The sequence below is a fragment of the Flavobacterium sp. Arc3 genome, from assembly GCF_041431375.1.
In the GTDB taxonomy this organism is placed as follows: domain Bacteria; phylum Bacteroidota; class Bacteroidia; order Flavobacteriales; family Flavobacteriaceae; genus Flavobacterium.
Map to the genome: position 1 here is coordinate 113161 of NZ_JASMRI010000001.1, position 17577 is coordinate 130737.

16 protein-coding genes are annotated in these 17577 nt (G+C 33.8%); 8 read left to right on the forward strand and 8 right to left on the reverse strand.

Annotated features, from left to right (window positions below; genetic code table 11):
• Positions 1 to 138 precede the first annotated feature (138 nt).
• Positions 139 to 261 carry a hypothetical protein gene (locus tag QO200_RS00395; RefSeq protein ID WP_371535149.1) on the reverse strand — a complete coding sequence of 41 codons (123 nt, stop codon included), beginning with the start codon at positions 259 to 261 and terminating at the stop codon, positions 139 to 141.
• A 523-nt stretch (positions 262 to 784) separates the two neighbouring features.
• Between QO200_RS00395 and QO200_RS00400 the strand changes: the two genes are divergently transcribed.
• From QO200_RS00400 to QO200_RS00415, 4 genes are all read left to right on the forward strand, one after another.
• Complete coding sequence (locus QO200_RS00400) at positions 785 to 1612, forward strand: energy transducer TonB (RefSeq protein ID WP_371535150.1); 828 nt, start codon at positions 785 to 787, stop codon at positions 1610 to 1612.
• Positions 1613 to 1831: 219 nt separating this feature from the next.
• A complete protein-coding gene (gene lipA / locus QO200_RS00405; protein ID WP_371535151.1) occupies positions 1832 to 2701 on the forward strand; it encodes a lipoyl synthase in 870 nt (289 codons plus the stop codon).
• 29 nt (positions 2702 to 2730) lie between these two features.
• Positions 2731 to 3732: a type I glyceraldehyde-3-phosphate dehydrogenase gene (gene gap, locus QO200_RS00410; protein ID WP_371535152.1), complete on the forward strand. Its 1002-nt coding sequence runs from the start codon at positions 2731 to 2733 to the stop codon at positions 3730 to 3732.
• A 26-nt stretch (positions 3733 to 3758) separates the two neighbouring features.
• Positions 3759 to 5927, forward strand: coding sequence for an ATP-binding protein (locus QO200_RS00415; RefSeq protein WP_371535153.1), 2169 nt, complete (start codon positions 3759 to 3761; stop codon positions 5925 to 5927).
• A 1-nt stretch (position 5928) separates the two neighbouring features.
• Here QO200_RS00415 and QO200_RS00420 read toward each other — a convergent pair whose 3' ends face one another.
• Positions 5929 to 6741 (reverse strand): purine-nucleoside phosphorylase, encoded by an 813-nt coding sequence (locus tag QO200_RS00420; RefSeq protein ID WP_371535154.1) that lies wholly within the window; start codon positions 6739 to 6741, stop codon positions 5929 to 5931.
• Positions 6701 to 7738 carry a tetraacyldisaccharide 4'-kinase gene (gene lpxK, locus QO200_RS00425; RefSeq protein ID WP_371535155.1) on the reverse strand — a complete coding sequence of 346 codons (1038 nt, stop codon included), beginning with the start codon at positions 7736 to 7738 and terminating at the stop codon, positions 6701 to 6703. Before lpxK ends, QO200_RS00420 begins: the two co-directional genes overlap by 41 nt.
• A 112-nt stretch (positions 7739 to 7850) precedes the next feature.
• Between lpxK and QO200_RS00430 the strand changes: the two genes are divergently transcribed.
• The 4 genes from QO200_RS00430 to rluF all read left to right on the forward strand — a co-directional run bounded on the left by QO200_RS00430 (position 7851) and on the right by rluF (position 11565).
• The gene (locus tag QO200_RS00430; RefSeq protein WP_371535156.1) at positions 7851 to 8945 is read left to right on the forward strand and encodes a Nif3-like dinuclear metal center hexameric protein; all 1095 of its coding nucleotides are present in this window, start codon (positions 7851 to 7853) and stop codon (positions 8943 to 8945) included.
• A 3-nt stretch (positions 8946 to 8948) separates the two neighbouring features.
• Positions 8949 to 9728, forward strand: coding sequence for a zinc ribbon domain-containing protein (locus QO200_RS00435; protein ID WP_371535157.1), 780 nt, complete (start codon positions 8949 to 8951; stop codon positions 9726 to 9728).
• 38 nt (positions 9729 to 9766) lie between these two features.
• Complete coding sequence (locus tag QO200_RS00440; protein WP_371535158.1) at positions 9767 to 10609, forward strand: alpha/beta fold hydrolase; 843 nt, start codon at positions 9767 to 9769, stop codon at positions 10607 to 10609.
• A 143-nt stretch (positions 10610 to 10752) separates the two neighbouring features.
• Positions 10753 to 11565 carry a 23S rRNA pseudouridine(2604) synthase RluF gene (gene rluF, locus QO200_RS00445; protein WP_371535159.1) on the forward strand — a complete coding sequence of 271 codons (813 nt, stop codon included), beginning with the start codon at positions 10753 to 10755 and terminating at the stop codon, positions 11563 to 11565.
• A 41-nt stretch (positions 11566 to 11606) separates the two neighbouring features.
• On the opposite strand, the gene QO200_RS00450 is transcribed toward rluF, so the two are convergent.
• The 5 genes from QO200_RS00450 to argS all read right to left on the reverse strand — a co-directional run bounded on the left by QO200_RS00450 (position 11607) and on the right by argS (position 17493).
• Positions 11607 to 12533 (reverse strand): magnesium transporter CorA family protein, encoded by a 927-nt coding sequence (locus tag QO200_RS00450; protein ID WP_371535160.1) that lies wholly within the window; start codon positions 12531 to 12533, stop codon positions 11607 to 11609.
• A 230-nt stretch (positions 12534 to 12763) separates the two neighbouring features.
• Positions 12764 to 13159 (reverse strand): DUF1801 domain-containing protein, encoded by a 396-nt coding sequence (locus QO200_RS00455; RefSeq protein WP_371535162.1) that lies wholly within the window; start codon positions 13157 to 13159, stop codon positions 12764 to 12766.
• Between the two features lie 45 nt (positions 13160 to 13204).
• Positions 13205 to 14095 carry a bifunctional 5,10-methylenetetrahydrofolate dehydrogenase/5,10-methenyltetrahydrofolate cyclohydrolase gene (locus QO200_RS00460; RefSeq protein ID WP_371535163.1) on the reverse strand — a complete coding sequence of 297 codons (891 nt, stop codon included), beginning with the start codon at positions 14093 to 14095 and terminating at the stop codon, positions 13205 to 13207.
• A gap of 113 nt (positions 14096 to 14208) precedes the next feature.
• A complete protein-coding gene (gene ffh, locus QO200_RS00465; protein WP_339921147.1) occupies positions 14209 to 15564 on the reverse strand; it encodes a signal recognition particle protein in 1356 nt (451 codons plus the stop codon).
• Positions 15565 to 15714: 150 nt separating this feature from the next.
• Entirely contained in the window at positions 15715 to 17493 is a 1779-nt protein-coding gene (gene argS, locus QO200_RS00470; RefSeq protein WP_371535164.1) for an arginine--tRNA ligase, read from the reverse strand.
• Between the last annotated feature and the right edge of the window lie 84 nt (positions 17494 to 17577).

Genomic DNA, 17577 nt, shown 5'->3' on the forward strand with positions numbered 1-17577 from the left:
TTTACGGAAACTGTGGTTCATCTTTTAAATTATGACCTCAAAAAAATTAGTGCAGACAAAAAGTATCGACAATTTAACAGCCCCCATTTTTGATTTATCAGTTAGCCATCAAATGGCCTGAATAAAATTTAATTGACCTTAAAACTTTCCAGTGATCCCTAAAACAAAATCATCCCAGTCCTTAATTATTTGTACTATAATTATAAATAGTAAGGCAAAAAGATAAAGAATTGCTTTATTAGATTTTTTTTCTTTTTTCATTTTTAAAATATCTTATTTGTCTATTTCAGAATTTGCATCATGTCGTTTATCATAATTCACACAATCCTTTCCTAAATGATATATACCAAAGGTAATAATAGTAATTAATATAATGACAGACATAACTTTCGTTGGTTTTGCAGCTCTTAATTTAGAGGATAAACCAAAAATCAAATAATCCATATTCTAAGTTTTAAAAATTAAACATCTATAGTTATTAAAAACTGCTAATGGGTTCATAATAAAACCAATTCATTTGCTTACTTCAAATCTACAAATAAAAATCGCAAAACAAACTGGCAATATTGGATTTCGGCTCTTTAGAATTATTTAAATCTAACTCTGCTTATTCCATTTACCGCAGCACATGTTATTTTAAAAAAAATTGCTATTTAAGTTTAAATTCGGTAATTATACAATAAATTAACATTTTAAACAATATAATTCTCACCATTTGCGTTAGTATCTAAAACAGCACATGCCTATGATTTAACTGATACTTAACCCATTAAATCCATGAATTATGTCAAAACTAAGTCTTTACGAAGCCAACTGGATTAATCTAGTTTTCGAAAACAAAAACAAAGAATACGGGGCATATCAATTGCGTCAGGAAAGTGCCAAAACTTCCTTGCTTGCACTTTTTATGGGTTTATTATTATGTGCCACCCTCGCTAGTGTTCCAAGAGTCATCAGCCTAATTAATCCTGAGAAAGACATTCCTGCACTAACTCCTGAAAGTATTGACCGCATTATTCAGGTCACAAAAATTTTCCCGAGTCAAGTAAAGAAAATTGAAGAACCAGTAGTCTCGAAGGTAATCCAAAAAAAACCGGCGGTCCTCATTGAAAAACAACAGTTCACAAATCCAACAATAGTAAAGGCTGAATTAGCAACGCCAAATATTGCGAAAAATATTGAAAACACAGCAGCTATAAGTGACAGCTCTGATGGACTTGCTATAATTGGCGTAAATCCCACTTCATCAGAAGGAACAGGAAATGGTACTCCGGCAATCATTGATTTCGGAAACACGGTTGTAACTAGTGCAGTATTAGACAAACTTCCTGAATTCCCCGGAGGAATAGCTAAATTCTACACTTACATCGGTAAGAATTTTGAAAGTCCTGAAATAAATGAAGCAAGAAATATCAGAATATATGTTTCTTTTGTGGTTGAAAAAGACGGTAGTATGACTGATGTACAAGTAAAAAATGATCCAGGTTACGGACTAGGAAAAGAAGCAATTCGAGTACTGAAATCTTTGAGAACAAAATGGACTCCAGGAATGATTGGCTCTAAACCAGTACGAACTGCTTACAACCTCCCCATTACAGTTCAAATGAATTAAGTTTCAATAAAAAAGCAGAATCGAGAGGTTCTGCTTTTTTTTAATACTAATTATCCAAGACAAAATACGAAAAACCACCCATAACGACATCCCAGATTGCAATGAGTAGCTATAAAAAACAGTACAAAAAAGCAATATAAAAACCAAGCTCAAGCTTCATGCCCGAAATACCTAATTTTAAATCAACATTCCTTATATTTGCAGTCTGAAAATTGATTTATGGAAACTGTTTTAGAAAATACTTTACCTGTTCAAAAACCAAAATGGTTAAAGGTAAAACTCCCGATAGGACAAAAATACACTGAGCTTCGAGGCTTAGTCGATAAATATAGTTTGAATACGATTTGCGCGTCAGGAAGTTGTCCAAACATGGGCGAATGCTGGGGCGAAGGAACTGCTACATTTATGATTCTAGGAAACACCTGTACCCGTTCATGTGGTTTTTGTGGTGTAAAAACTGGTAGACCCGAAACGGTAGACTGGGATGAGCCTGAAAAAGTAGCGCGTTCGATAAAAATCATGAATATCAAACATGCTGTAATTACTAGTGTAGATAGAGATGATTTAAAAGATGGAGGTTCTATTATTTGGATAGAAACAGTAAAAGCCATCCGAAGAATGAATCCAACCACTACTTTAGAGACTTTAATTCCTGATTTTCAAGGTATCGAAAGAAATATAGATCGTATTGTAGATGCTAACCCTGAAGTAGTTTCCCATAATGTGGAAACGGTACGCAGACTAACTCGTGAAGTGCGTATTCAAGCAAAATATGACCGAAGCTTAGAAGTTTTAAGATACCTAAAAGAAAAAGGAATCAAGAGAACAAAGTCTGGTATTATGCTTGGTCTTGGCGAGCAAGAAGAAGAGGTTTTCCAAACTATGAGAGATCTCCGTGACGCTAATGTAGATGTAGTTACAATAGGTCAATACCTGCAACCAAGTAAAAAACACTTACCTGTTAAAGAATTCATCACACCGGATCAATTTGCCATCTATGAAAAATACGGATTGGAATTAGGATTCCGTCATGTAGAAAGTGGCCCATTAGTTCGTTCCTCTTATAAAGCACAGAAGCACATTTTATAATTATGTTAACTGTTGAACGTTATTTTTAAATGAATAAAAAAACAAAAATTGCCATAAATGGTTTTGGAAGAATTGGTCGAAATTTATTTCGATTGCTTTTAAACCACCCTACTATTGAAGTTGTTGCCATAAATGACATTGCCGACACAAAAACAATGGCCCATTTATTAAAATACGATAGCATTCATGGCGTTTTACCTTACAAGGTAAGCGCAGATGAAAAAGGAATTCTTGTAGAAGAAGACCATTTTTTATTTTTCCATGAGAAACAAATTGCAAATTTAGATTGGAAAAGTTTAGATATAGATTATGTAATTGAATCTACTGGAAAATACAAAACTTTTGAAGAATTAAACGCCCATATTATCGCAGGAGCTAAGAAAGTAATTCTATCCGCTCCTTCTGAAGTTGATAGTATAAAGACTGTCGTTATAGGTGTAAACGATAACATTCTTGATGGTACAGAAACTATTATTTCTAATGCCAGTTGTACGACGAATAATGCAGCACCTATGATGAAGGTAATTGATGAGCTATGCGGCATAGAACAAGCCTATATCACTACCATTCATTCTTATACTACAGACCAAAGCCTGCACGATCAACCCCATAAAGATTTACGCAGAGCTCGTGGCGCGAGTCAATCCATTGTACCTACAACAACTGGAGCAGCTAAGGCATTGACAAAAATTTTCCCTATATTAGACGGCAAAATAGGTGGTTGCGGTATTCGCGTACCCGTGCCTGATGGATCACTAACAGATATTACATTCAATGTAAAGCGTGCTGTTACCATAGATGAAATCAATGAAGCCTTTAAATATGCTTCCCAAAATAATTTAAAAGGAATTTTAGATTATACCGAAGATCCAATTGTGTCAGTGGATATTATTGGAAACAGAAACTCATGCTTATTTGATGCACAACTTACATCCGTAATCGATAAAATGGTAAAAGTAGTGGGATGGTACGATAATGAAATTGGATATTCATCAAGAATAATAGATTTAATATTATTAACACTAAAATAAAAATTGCTTAGAAAAATAAATAACAGATGAGATACCTTTTGGTTTTTATGTTTTTTATTAATTCACTTCTTTATTCTCAAACAAAAGAGAGTACAGATAGTATTTCCTATTATACTAACCAAGCGAATTCTAGTATCAAAGAAGACAAGTACAAAGAAGCCTTACTTTATACTCAGAAAGCAATAGATTATTGCGAGAAGAATAATGAAATAGAATCTCAAGCCATCCAAACGTATAATCTAGGCAAAATTTATTATGACCTTCATAAATACAATGATGCAAACGACATCTTTAAAGAAAGCATCTCTTTATTCCAATCTTTGCCTACTTCGGCCGAAGCTGCTAAAAGTTACTATTATTTGAGCCTTTCTTATATTGAAAAAAAGAATTACAAAGCTGCTGAAACCGCACTTAATAAGGCTCTATCAATTTATAAACAATTGAATATCGATACTTATGACGATCTACTAAATCTTCAAAAAGGAATTATCTACAGAGCAAACGGCAATCTTAATGCGGCATCATTCTGTTTTAATTCGATAATATCTAAACCAGACTCTCCGGCTATTCTCAATAGTAAAACAGAAGCATTATACCAAATGGGGCTTATCGAAGCCTCTAACAACAGAAACAATCTAGCACTAAGTTACCTTACCAAAGCCTACGACCTTAACTCCAAAGAGAGCAACTTATATCAAAAATCTACAATTTTATTAGCACTAAGTAAATTATATGAAAAAATACTTGATAAGAGTAACGCTTACTTGTATTTAAAACAACACCTAAACTTAAAAGAAAGTTTAGAAATTGCTAATAATGAAAAGTTAGGCATCGATGATTATGAAAATTTTAAAGAAATGCAGCGCCTTGCAAAAATAGAACGAGTCAACGAAAAAAATGCAGAAGAAGAGAAAACAAATAAATTCTCTAAACTGATCAACATCTTGGCAATTGCGTTAATCACCATTCTATCGCTGTTAAGTTTATCATTGTACAAAAACAACATCATCAGAAACAAATCGAATCTACTACTAAAAGATAAAAACAAGGAATTATTAATTGAAAAAGAAAAGACAGAAAAAGCCTCAAAAGCCCGATCTGAATTCTTATCAACAGTAAGTCATGAGCTTAGAACTCCTTTAAATGCTATAAACGGAATTACCCATCTACTGCTTTTAGAAAACCCAAGGAAGTCACAATTACATTACTTATCCTCTTTAAAATTTTCAGGGAATTACTTAGCCACCTTTATCAATGAAATTCTTGAAATCAATAAAATTGACTCTAATAAAACTGAAGTAGAATACACCCATTTTAATATCAAAAAACTTCTAGAAGACATAAAGAACTCCTTACAAGGACTAGCAGTTACAAATAATAATACTTTCACGCTTAATATCGATTCAAAGATTCCCGATAATGTAATTGGAGACCCCACTAAACTATCTCAGATATTCATGAATTTGATTAATAACGCATTAAAATTCACCAAGAACGGTAGCGTTACGGTTACAGCTAAAGTAACCCAATTCGAAACTGAAACCGTTATCCTATCTTTTGAAATCACTGATACCGGAATAGGAATATCCAAAGACAAATTAGAAACTGTATTTGAGAGTTTTTCACAAGGATCAGTAGAGATCAATCGTAAATTTGGAGGAACTGGCCTTGGATTAACCATCGTAAAAAAACTAATTGAAATACTGGGAGGCGATATAAAGTTGCAAAGCATCTTGGGAGAAGGCTCTACTTTCTTTTTTGATCTGCAATTTAAAGTAGACAAAAATCAACTACCTAAAGAAGCTCCAGTACAAACTTATGATGATGACACATTAAAAAATAAAAAGATACTGATTGTTGAAGACAATAAAATCAACCAAATGATTACCAAAAAAATGCTTGAAAACAAGGGTGTTTTTTGTGAAATTATTGATAATGGTGAAGAAGCAATTGAAACGGTTAGAAACAATAATTACGACATGGTTTTAATGGACGTTCATCTACCTGGAATCAATGGTACCATTGCAACAGAGCAGATCAGAGAATTTGACACGCTTATTCCAATTATTGCAATAACAGCCATTTCTCTTGACGAAAACAGAGAAATGCTGCTATCCTTTGGGATGAATGATGTAGTTACTAAACCATTTGCTCCTGAAGTTTTCTATACTGTAATTGCAAATAATCTTTCTTAGCTTAGTATTTTAAAATCAACTCTCTGATTAACTTTCTTACATTAGGTTCCGCGTTTTGCGCTGCCTCTAACACTTCGTCATGAGAGATTGTATCAATATTAGCTTCATCCCCTATATCTGTAATTACTGAAATTCCAAAAGTTTCTAAATCCATGTGACGTGCAACAATAACTTCTGGCACAGTAGACATCCCTACGCAATCAGCACCTAGAATTTTAACCATTTTGTACTCTGCTAACGTTTCAAAGCTAGGCCCTTGTAACCCTAAATAAATCCCGTCTTTAACTTCGATATTTAATTCTAAAGCTAGCTCTTTTGCTTTTGCAATCATTTTTCTAGAATAGGGCTCACTCATATTTACAAATCGAGGACCAAAACGTTCGTCATTTGTACCACGTAACGGATGCTCTGGCGTAAAATTAATATGATCCTTTATGATAATAATTTCTCCAATCTTATAAATAGGGTTTACTCCTCCTGATGCATTTGAAACTATTAGCTTTTTAACTCCTAAAAATTTCAACACGCGCACTGGAAAAGTCACTTCTTTCATCGAGTATCCTTCATAGAAATGAAAACGACCTTGCATCGCTACTACTTTTTTATCCCCAATAGTACCAAAAACCAAAGCCCCTTTATGACCCTGAACTGTAGATACCGGAAAATTAGGTATTTCATTATACGGTAACGTAAATTCTATTTTAATGTCTTCCGTAAAACTTCCTAATCCCGAACCTAAAATAACTCCATATTCTGGATTGAAATTATTTATTTTATTGATATAACTTACCGTCTCTTGTACTTGTTCCCACATAATTCATAATTGTTTTTCTAAACAGTTCATCTCCTTTGAGAAAACGACTTTTTATCGGTAAATAAAAAAGTTGATCAGCAGGAATTCTCCCCAGCAATCGAACATAATCCTTTTCAGTAGTAATAATGATCTTGTTTAATGATTTATTTTTAATGTCTAAAATATCTTTTTCACTAAAATGATGATGGTCTGGAAAGGCTATACTTACATCATTTGCAGCCTGCAAATATGCAAAAAAAGATGCTGGTTTTGCAATACCAGCCAAAAGTAATTTATCTGTACCTAAAATATCCTGTACTGCTCTTACTCCCTTTTCTGAATAAACAAATTCATCATACTCAATAGTCGTAAAATACAGCTCTTGGTTTTTAGCTGTTTTCAATCTGTTTCTAATACTATTTTGCTCTTCTGTTGATAGGTTTGAAGGGCATTTTGTAACGATAATCACATTGGCTCTTTTTGCGCCACTTCTACTCTCTCTTAAATTCCCCGTAGGAAGCATAAAATCATCACAATACAACTCGCCATAAGAAGTAAGCAAAATATAGAAACCCGCTTTTACTTTCCGGTGCTGGTACGCATCATCAAGTAATATCACTTCTGGCTTTTGTGCTTTCGAAAGTAATTGTTCAATCCCGTTCTTACGATCAGCATCAACAGCCACTTGAATGTTCTTAAATTTTTTATAGAATTGGAATGGTTCGTCACCCAGCACTTCAGCATTAGATGAAGCATCAGCTAATAGAAAACCTTCAGACTTTCGTTTATATCCCCGACTCAATGTAGCAACGCTATACTCCTCAGATAGCAATCGTATTAAGTATTCGATTTGAGGCGTTTTTCCAGTACCACCCAAGCTTAGATTTCCCACAGCTATAATAGGCAACTCAAAAGTATAGGATTTTAAAATTCCGAAATCAAACAGAAAATTCCGAATACCCGTTATGAAACCATATAAAACAGCAAACGGAAAAAGTATTTTTCGCAGTAAAATCATTATACGAAAGTATAATAAATTATCTTTGAAATAAATATTTTGTTTCTTTTGTTTAAAGTTTAAAGTTAAGCAATCATCAAACTTTAAACCTTAGACTTTAAACCAAAAAACCATGAAAATAAAAGAAATACTTTCAGTACTCGAAGAAATGGCACCGCTTGCTTACGCAGAAGATTTTGATAATGTTGGATTACTCGTTGGAGACCAAAATACAGAAGCTACAGGTATACTAGTATGTCATGATGCACTAGAAAATGTGATTGACGAAGCAATTGCAAAAAAATGCAATCTAGTGGTATGCTTCCACCCTATTTTATTTTCTGGTTTAAAGAAAATAACAGGCAAAAATTACGTAGAACGCTCTATAATCAAAGCCATAAAAAACGACATTGCCATTTATGCTGTTCATACAGCCTTAGACAATCACCAAAACGGAGTTAATAAAATATTTTGTGATGCTCTAGGACTTAAGAACACAAAAATCTTGATTCCTAAACAAAACTTCATTCGCAAATTAGTTACCTATACTATACCTGAAAATGCCGAAAAACTGCGCAATGCACTATTTGACGCTGGAGCAGGAAACATTGGCAACTATGAAGATTGCAGTTTCAACTCTAAGGGCATCGGAACTTATATGGGTAACGAAAACAGTGATCCGCAATTAGGCGAGCGATTTGAATTTGTAGAAACTACAGAAATTAAAATCGAAGTAACATTCGAAAAACATTTAGAGTCAAAAATACTAAAAGCGCTATTTAGTCATCATGCCTACGAGGAAGTCGCGTATGAAATTTATCAATTGCAAAATAGCCATCAAAATATAGGTTTAGGAATGATCGGTGAGTTTGAAACGCCAATGGACGAAAAAGAGTTTTTAACGGCTGTGAAACAAAAAATGCAGGCAGAAGGAATTCGCCATTCGGCATTCACAGGAAAGCCGATAAAAAAAGTAGCGGTACTGGGTGGATCTGGCAGTTATGCGATAAAAAATGCAATTATGGCTGGAGCCGATGCTTTTTTAACCGCTGATTTGAAGTATCATCAGTTTTATGAGGCCGAAAATCAGCTTCTTTTGGCCGATATTGGACATTTTGAAAGCGAACGCTATACAAAAAATTATATTGTTGATTATCTTCGGAAAAAAATCCTTAATTTTGCAATCATTTTATCAGAAGAAAATACAAATCCAGTTAAGTACTTATAGAATATGGCGAATACGAAAGAATTAAGTGTTGAGGACAAGTTAAGAGCAATTTACGATTTACAACTTATTGACTCTAGGATTGACGAAATCAGAAACGTAAGAGGTGAACTTCCTCTAGAAGTGGAAGATTTAGAAGATGAAGTTGCAGGTTTAAGCACACGTTCTGAAAAATTGAAAAGCGAACTCGAAGTTATCGAAGACCTTATCAAAGGAAAAAAGAATGCAATTGATGAGCACAAAGAGTCTATCAAAAAGTATACAAAACAACAAGAAACTGTTCGTAACAATAGAGAATTCAACTCTTTGACTAAAGAAGTTGAGTTCCAAGAGCTTGAAATTCAATTAGCTGAAAAGCAAATGAAAGAAATGAAAGCTTCTATTGAACACAAGAAAGATGTTATTTCTCAATCTAAAGAAAGATTAGAAATAAAATCAAATCACTTGAAACATAAAAAATCAGAATTAGACGCAATTATGTCTGAAACTGCAAAGGAAGAGGAATTTCTAACAGAGAAATCTAATGAATACCAAAGCCAAATTGAGCCTAGATTAATGGCTGCTTATACTAGAATCAGAACAAGTGTTCGTAATGGTTTAGCTGTTGTTTCTATCGAAAGAGGAGCATCTGCCGGATCTTTCTTTACAATTCCACCTCAAACACAGGTTGAAATTGCTTCTAGAAAGAAAATCATAATCGACGAGCATTCAGGAAGAATATTAGTTGACAGCGTTCTGGCTGATGAAGAAAAAGAAAAAATGGAAAAGTTATTTTCTAAATTTTAATTATATTTAAGTCCCGATAAACATCGGGACTTTTTTTTATGAAAAAAACAATCTATTTTCTCTTTACTAAATCTGTTGGAATATATATCAATGTTCTGAGTTTTTTATTACCTAAAAAAGCGACCCAACTTGCGTACACTTTATTTAGCGAACCCAGAGATGGAAAACTCCTTAAGGACAAACTCCCTACTATTCTACAAGAAACCGAAAAAGAAACGTACCATCACAAGGGATCCCATTTTCAAACCTACACTTGGAAAGGAAATGACACTATTATCCTTTTAGTGCACGGCTGGGAAAGTAATGCATCGCGTTGGGAAAATATTTTACCTTATTTAAGAAAATCAGGAAGTACTGTCATAGCTATTGACGCACCTGCTCACGGTCTTTCGAGTGGTAAGGAATTCAACATTCCACAGTATGCTGCATTTATTGACATTCTAATGCAAAAATTCAAACCACAATATCTTATCGGCCACTCTTTAGGAGCCAAAACCTGTTTGTATTATCAATCTACTTACCAAAACAACAGTATTAAAAAGACTGTTATATTAGGCTCACCAAGTGATTTCAAAATAATTCTCAATAATTATATCGAAATGCTTAGCTTAAATTCGATAATTTCAGGAGGTTTAGAAGCGCACTACCTCAAACATTTCCAACTTAAATTAGAAAATTTTTCAGGAAAAGTATTTGCTGCCGACATACAAACAAAAGGATTTATCGCTCATGATAAAGATGATACAGTCGTTTTATTTCAAGAAGGAAAAAAAATAGCAAGTACCTGGAAAGATTCTGTTTTCATTGAAACCAGAGGCCTTGGTCACAGCATGCACAGTGCTGAATTATACACAAAAATCGCTCAATTTTTATTTGAGTAACTAAAAAAACCTGCTTCCTCAATTTCTACATTCCACCTTCTATAGTAAACATTCAAAATTAAAAAAAGTTGAATATCGTAATGCGAACAATGAATTTTTAAGTTATACCCTTATCTATTTACCAAATTGATTACTTTTGCAGAATGGAAGATAATCTAAAACGCCTTAATAAATTCATAGGAGAAACTGGCTATTGCTCTCGTCGAGAAGCTGATAAACTAATCGATGAAGGACGTGTCACTCTAAACGGAGTTATTCCCGAATTAGGAACTAAAGTTTCGCCGCATGACGAAGTGCGTATTGACGGTAAATTGATCCGTGAAAAACACGAGAAGCCCGTTTACTTGGCCTTCTACAAACCTGTAGGAATTGAATGCACAACCAACTTAGATGTGCGCAATAATATCATCGATTATATCAATTACCCAAAACGTATTTTCCCAATTGGCCGACTAGATAAAGCTAGTGAAGGATTAATATTTATGACTAACGATGGTGATATCGTCAATAAAATATTACGCGCTAGAAACAATCACGAAAAAGAATATACAGTAACTGTAAACAAACCTATTACAGATCGTTTCATTGAAAGAATGGGAAATGGAATTCCTATCTTGGATACGGTGACCAGAAATTGTAAAGTGGAACAAATCAGTAATGACATCTTTAAAATTGTTCTTACGCAAGGTTTAAATCGTCAAATTCGTAGAATGTGTGAATATTTAGGATACGAAGTTATCGGTCTAAAACGAATTCGAATCATAAATATCTCACTTGATATCCCGATGGGAAGATTCCGTGATTTGACTGATGCTGAAATAAAAGAACTGAACGAACTTATCGAACCTTCAAGCAAAACAGAAGAAGCTAGTTTGCCAAAAACAGAAACTCCAAAAAGAAGAACAGAGTTCATCAAAAGAGATGATCCAAGATTCAAGAAAAGAGGCGATTATTAAAACAAAAACGGTGTAAAATTATTTACACCGTTTTTTTATTTTTAAAACCATCTTTTTCTCTTAAACAAGAACACACCAAAAATAGAGAGAATAATGGAGACCAGCACCAACACCCATAAACCCATCGGATTATCCTGCAAGCCATTAGGAACATTCATCCCGTAAAAACTGGCAATTACCGTAGGAATCATCAAAATAATTGAGATAGAGGTCATTTGTTTCATGATATTATTCATGTTATTAGAAATAACTGAAGCATACGCATCCATGGTTCCAGTCAAGATATCACTATAAATATTAGTAGTTTCCTGGGCTTGACGCAATTCAATTTCTACATCTTCCAGTAAATCAAGATCATAATTAACGCGTTGTGATTTGATGTTTTTAATTCGATGCAACAAAATATCATTCCCTTTTAAAGAAGTCATAAAGAACACTAAACATTTTTCTATTTGCAACAAAGCCTGTAGCTCTTCATTTTTTATGGATTTCTCCAAATTGTCTTCGGCTAGTTTAATTTTTTGATTGACTTGTTTCAAATATTTTAAATACCAAATACTGGAGGACAACAATAGTCTTAAAACTAAATCGAAATTATCTTTAATATCGATATTCTTTCTTTGTGTATAAGTAACAAAGTCCGTTAACATCTCTGTTTGATGAAAGCTAACGGTAACACAAACCTCATCTTTAAATACAATCCCTACAGGAATAGTATGAAAAGGAAGTTTCACATCATTACTCTTCACAGGAATGCGCATGATGATTAATGTCCATCCATTTTCTACCTCAATACGAGGTCTTTCGTCAATATCTTCAATGTCGTTGTAAAAGGCTTCCGGAATTTGAAGCTCTTCAAGTAAGTATTTTTTTTCGGCTTCCGTTGGACATTCGATATTTATCCAACAGTTAGGAAACCATTCTTGCACTGCAATTAATCCGTTATTGTTTTTGTAAAAAGCTCTCATTTCAAAATTCTATAGGTTTAGCATAGCCTCTTGAAATATCACAAGCGCTACAATTAGTTCAACATTTCCGAATAATAATCGTCCATTATAAAGTACTATTTTTTAGTGCTGCAAAAGTATTCTTTATTTTATACCGCCTAACCATTTGCATTTTTTTTAAGAAAAATTTAAGTTAGTAATGATAGAAAATATAACCTTACCATATTCCTCTTTCTAGACTGCAAAGAGGATTATTGTATTTTTCTTCTTCTGGCTTTTACAATTTTATCATCAATCACAATAGCATTCTCGATTTGTTGTTTTAAAACTGCTACATCAATATCTTGTATTGCATGATATATGAATTTTGTTTCCACAAAAGTTTCATCCAAAAAATTTTCATTTTTACAAAAACCTATTCCAACACCACTATTAACTTTCTCTGAAGGAATGGAAGCTGGCCATATATAACAAATTCGTGAATGGCGATAATAAAACGGAATGCTGTAAGCTAATTTTTCTTTGAAATCTGGCATACATTCCATCACAATGTTGCGAAGAAAAAGAACAATTTCTAATTCTTTTTCTGGTAAATAGTCTAGAAATTCTTCTGTAGATTTGAACTCTATTTCTTGTGGGTTTTCCATAATTCTAAAAAAAAGCCTATTCAGAAGAATAGGCTTTGTATTTATTTATTTTTCTAATTTCAACATTTTCATTTCTCTTGCCAACAGTGTGTTTTTCAACAACATTGCTATTGTCATAGGTCCTACTCCACCGGGAACTGGAGTAATAAAACTTGCTTTTTTACTTACATTGTCAAAATCTACATCACCAGTAATTACATATCCTTTTTCTGTTGATTCATCTGGAACACGAGTAATTCCCACATCAATAACAACAACTCCGTCTTTAACCATATCTGCTTTAAGATAATTAGGCACTCCTAAGGCTGTGATTATGATATCAGCTTGAATAGTGATCTCTTCAATGTTTTTAGTGTAGCTATGTGTCAACGTAACTGTTGAATTTCCAGGAAACCCCTTTCTACCCATTAAGATACTCATAGGTCTTCCCACAATATGACTACGACCAATTACTACAGTATGTTTTCCTTTAGTCTCTACTCCATAACGTTCTAATAATTCTAATATTCCGTAAGGTGTTGCAGGAATAAAAGTACTCATATCCAAAGCCATTTTTCCGAAATTCTCAGGATGAAATCCATCGACATCTTTACTTGGACTAACTGCCATCAATACTTTTTGCTCATCAATTTGCTCTGGAAGCGGTAATTGAACTATAAATCCATCGATATTATCGTCTTCATTTAACTCCTTAATTTTTTTAAGTAATTCAGTTTCAGAAGTAGTGCTTGGTAATTTCACCAAAGTAGATTCAAAACCAACTCTTTCACATGCTCTTACCTTACTTCCTACATAAGTTAAACTTGCTCCATCGTTCCCCACAATTACTGCGGCTAAATGAGGAACTTTCTCCCCATTATTTTTCATCTTTTGTACTTCGGCTGCGATTTCACTTTTAATATCTTCCGCTGTTTTTTTTCCGTCTAGTAGTTGCATTTTATTTTTAGTTTCAAGTTTTACTTTCTGTTTTTTACAAGAACTGATATTCCTATAAAAGAGTAAGGTTTAAAATTTCAATAAACATGAAACTTTAAACCTTAACCAAATATTTAGCGCATCGCTCCGCCTCCAGGCATTCCTTTCATTCCGCCCATCATCTTCATAAGGTTTTTTCCGCCTGGCCCTTGCATCATTTTCATCATTTTGCTCATTTGCTCAAACTGTTTCATCAATTGATTGACTTGCTCAATTTTAGTCCCTGAACCTTTTGATATTCTTGCTTTTCTTTTCACATCAATCAAAGAGGGTTTACTTCTCTCTGCTGGAGTCATCGAGTGAATAATAGCTTCAATATGTTTGAACGCATCATCTTCAATCTCCACGTCTTTCATGGCTTTTGAAGCACCTGGTATCATCCCAACCAAGTCTTTCATATTACCCATTTTCTTCACTTGCTGAATTTGAGAAAGGAAATCATCAAAACCGAATTCGTTCTTCGCGATTTTCTTTTGAATTTTTCTAGCTTCTTCTTCATCAAATTGTTCTTGTGCTCTTTCCACTAACGACACAACATCTCCCATTCCCAGGATACGTTCCGCCATACGAACAGGGTAAAATACATCAATCGCTTCCATTTTCTCGCCTGTACCTACAAACTTAATCGGTTTGTTAACTACAGTTTTTATTGAAAGAGCGGCTCCACCACGTGTATCACCATCTAATTTAGTTAATATAACACCGTCGAAATTTAATATATCATTAAAGGCTTTTGCTGTATTTACTGCATCTTGACCTGTCATTGCATCAACAACAAACAAAGTTTCTTGTGGTTGAATTGCTTTATGAACACGTGAAATTTCATTCATCATCTCCGTATCAACAGCTAGACGTCCAGCTGTATCCACAATAACAACATCAAATCCTTTTGCTTTAGCATGCTTAATTGCATTTTGTGCAATTTCAACTGGATTTTTATTTTCAGGTTCTGAATACACCTCAACACCAATAGAATCTCCAACAACGTATAATTGTTGAATTGCCGCCGGACGATAGATATCACAGGCAACTAAAAGTGGTTTTTTATTCTTTTTAGTTAAAAGGTAATTAGCCAATTTTCCAGAAAAAGTTGTTTTTCCAGAACCTTGTAAACCAGACATTAAAATAACAGTAGGGTTTCCAGAAAGGTTTATTCCCGCAACATCACCACCCATCAATTCTGTCAGTTCGTCTTTCACTAACTTAACCAACAATTGTCCTGGTTGAAGTGTCGTTAAAACGTCCTGCCCTAAAGCTTTTTCTTTTACTTTATTCGTAAAATCTTTCGCGATTTTAAAATTCACATCGGCATCCAGTAAGGCTCTTCTAACTTCTTTTAAAGTTTCAGCCACGTTTACTTCGGTGATTTTTCCGTGCCCTTTTAATATATGAAAGGCCTTGTCTAGTTTATCGCTTAAATTATCGAACATAGTTTTTTATTTTATTGAAATGCAAAGATAAACTAAGTTAGATTATTAGGCAATTAGATTATTAGATAATTGGCAGGTTCCATATCATATTATTTCAAATAAAAAGCGGCCCCAAATTGGAGCCGCTTTTCTTTGATTATTTTGGTTTAATTACATACGCTCAGGAACATCTATCCCTAGCAAGCTAAAAGAAGCTGCAATGGTATCTGCTACCTTTTTTGATAACTGCACTCTGAATATTTTTTCAATTTCTATTTCTGAACCTAAAATTGGTACCGCCTGATAAAAAGAATTGTATTCACGTACTAAGTCATACACAAAATTAGCCAATAAAGCTGGACTATGATTTTGTGCCGCATTTTGAATCACTTCTGGAAATAATTCAAGTTGTTTCAATAATTCTTTCTCTTTTGGGTGAAGTTCCACCATTCCTGATTTATTCGAAAAATCAAAATTAGCTTTACGAATGATCGACTGGATTCTCGCATAAGTATATTGTATAAACGGCCCTGTATTCCCTGCAAAATCTACTGATTCTTCTGGGTTAAAAAGGATTCGTTTTTTAGGATCTACTTTAAGTATATAGTATTTTAAAGCACCCAGACCAATCGTATTGTATAATTTCGTTTTTTCTTCGGCAGAATAACTGTCTAATTTCCCTAAATCTTCAGAAATTTTTTGAGCAGTATCTGTCATTTCTTGCATCAAGTCATCTGCATCTACTACAGTTCCTTCACGACTTTTCATTTTTCCGGAAGGTAAATCTACCATTCCATACGATAAATGATATAGGTTTTTAGACCAGTCAAAGCCTAATTTTTTCAATATTAGAAACAACACTTTAAAATGGTAATCTTGCTCATTACCTACAGTGTAAACCATCCCTCCTACATCTGGATAATCTTTCACACGCTGGATAGCTGTACCAATATCCTGCGTCATATAAACCGCAGTACCATCAGAACGCAAGACGATTTTACGGTCTAAACCTTCATCAGTTAGATCAATCCAAACAGAACCATCAGGATCTTTTTCGAAAACACCTTTTTCTAAACCAATCTGAACTACATTTTTCCCTAATAAATAGGTGTTGCTTTCATAATAATAACAATCAAAATCAACTCCTAAATTTTTATAGGTAGTCGCAAATCCGTCATAAACCCATTGATTCATTTTTTTCCAAAGTGCAATAACTTCTTCATCACCAGCTTCCCATTTCAAAAGCATTTCCTGTGCTTCTAAAATAATGGGGGCTTGCTTCTTGGCTTCTTCTTCGGTTTTTCCTTCGCTCACTAATTGAGCTATTTCCACTTTGTACGCTTTGTCGAAGGCCACATAGTAGTTTCCCACTAGTTTATCTCCTTTTAAGCCTGTACTTTCAGGGGTTTCTTCGTTTCCAAATTTCTGCCATGCCAGCATCGATTTGCAAATGTGAATTCCTCTATCGTTTATGATTTGGGTTTTGTACACTTTTTTACCCGAAGCCTTAATAATTTCAGCTACAGAATAACCCAATAGATTATTACGAACGTGACCTAAGTGCAACGGTTTATTTGTATTTGGTGAAGAATACTCCACCATTACTGCTGTATCTTCAGGATGTGGTGTTACGAAACCAAATTTTGCATCATCCTTTATTCCGTTAAAGAAATTTAAATAATACTCATCTGAAATAACAATATTCAAAAAACCAGAAACCACATTAAAACGGCTTACTTCGGCTATATTCTCCACTAAATAGTTTCCTATTTTATTTCCCAATTCTACAGGATTACTTTTGATAACTTTCAATAGAGGAAAAATTACCATGGTGATATCTCCTTCAAATTCCTTCCGTGTAGTTTGAAACTCTACTTTGTCAATAGCAATATCAAATAAGGCTTGGACTGCTTTTTCAATTGAAGGGGTAAGAATTTGTGATAATGTCATTTTGTAAAGGTTTTAAGGGTGCAAAGATAATTCTAATTCCTTAATATGGTCGTAAAAAAAATTCTAATCCATTTTAAAATGGAA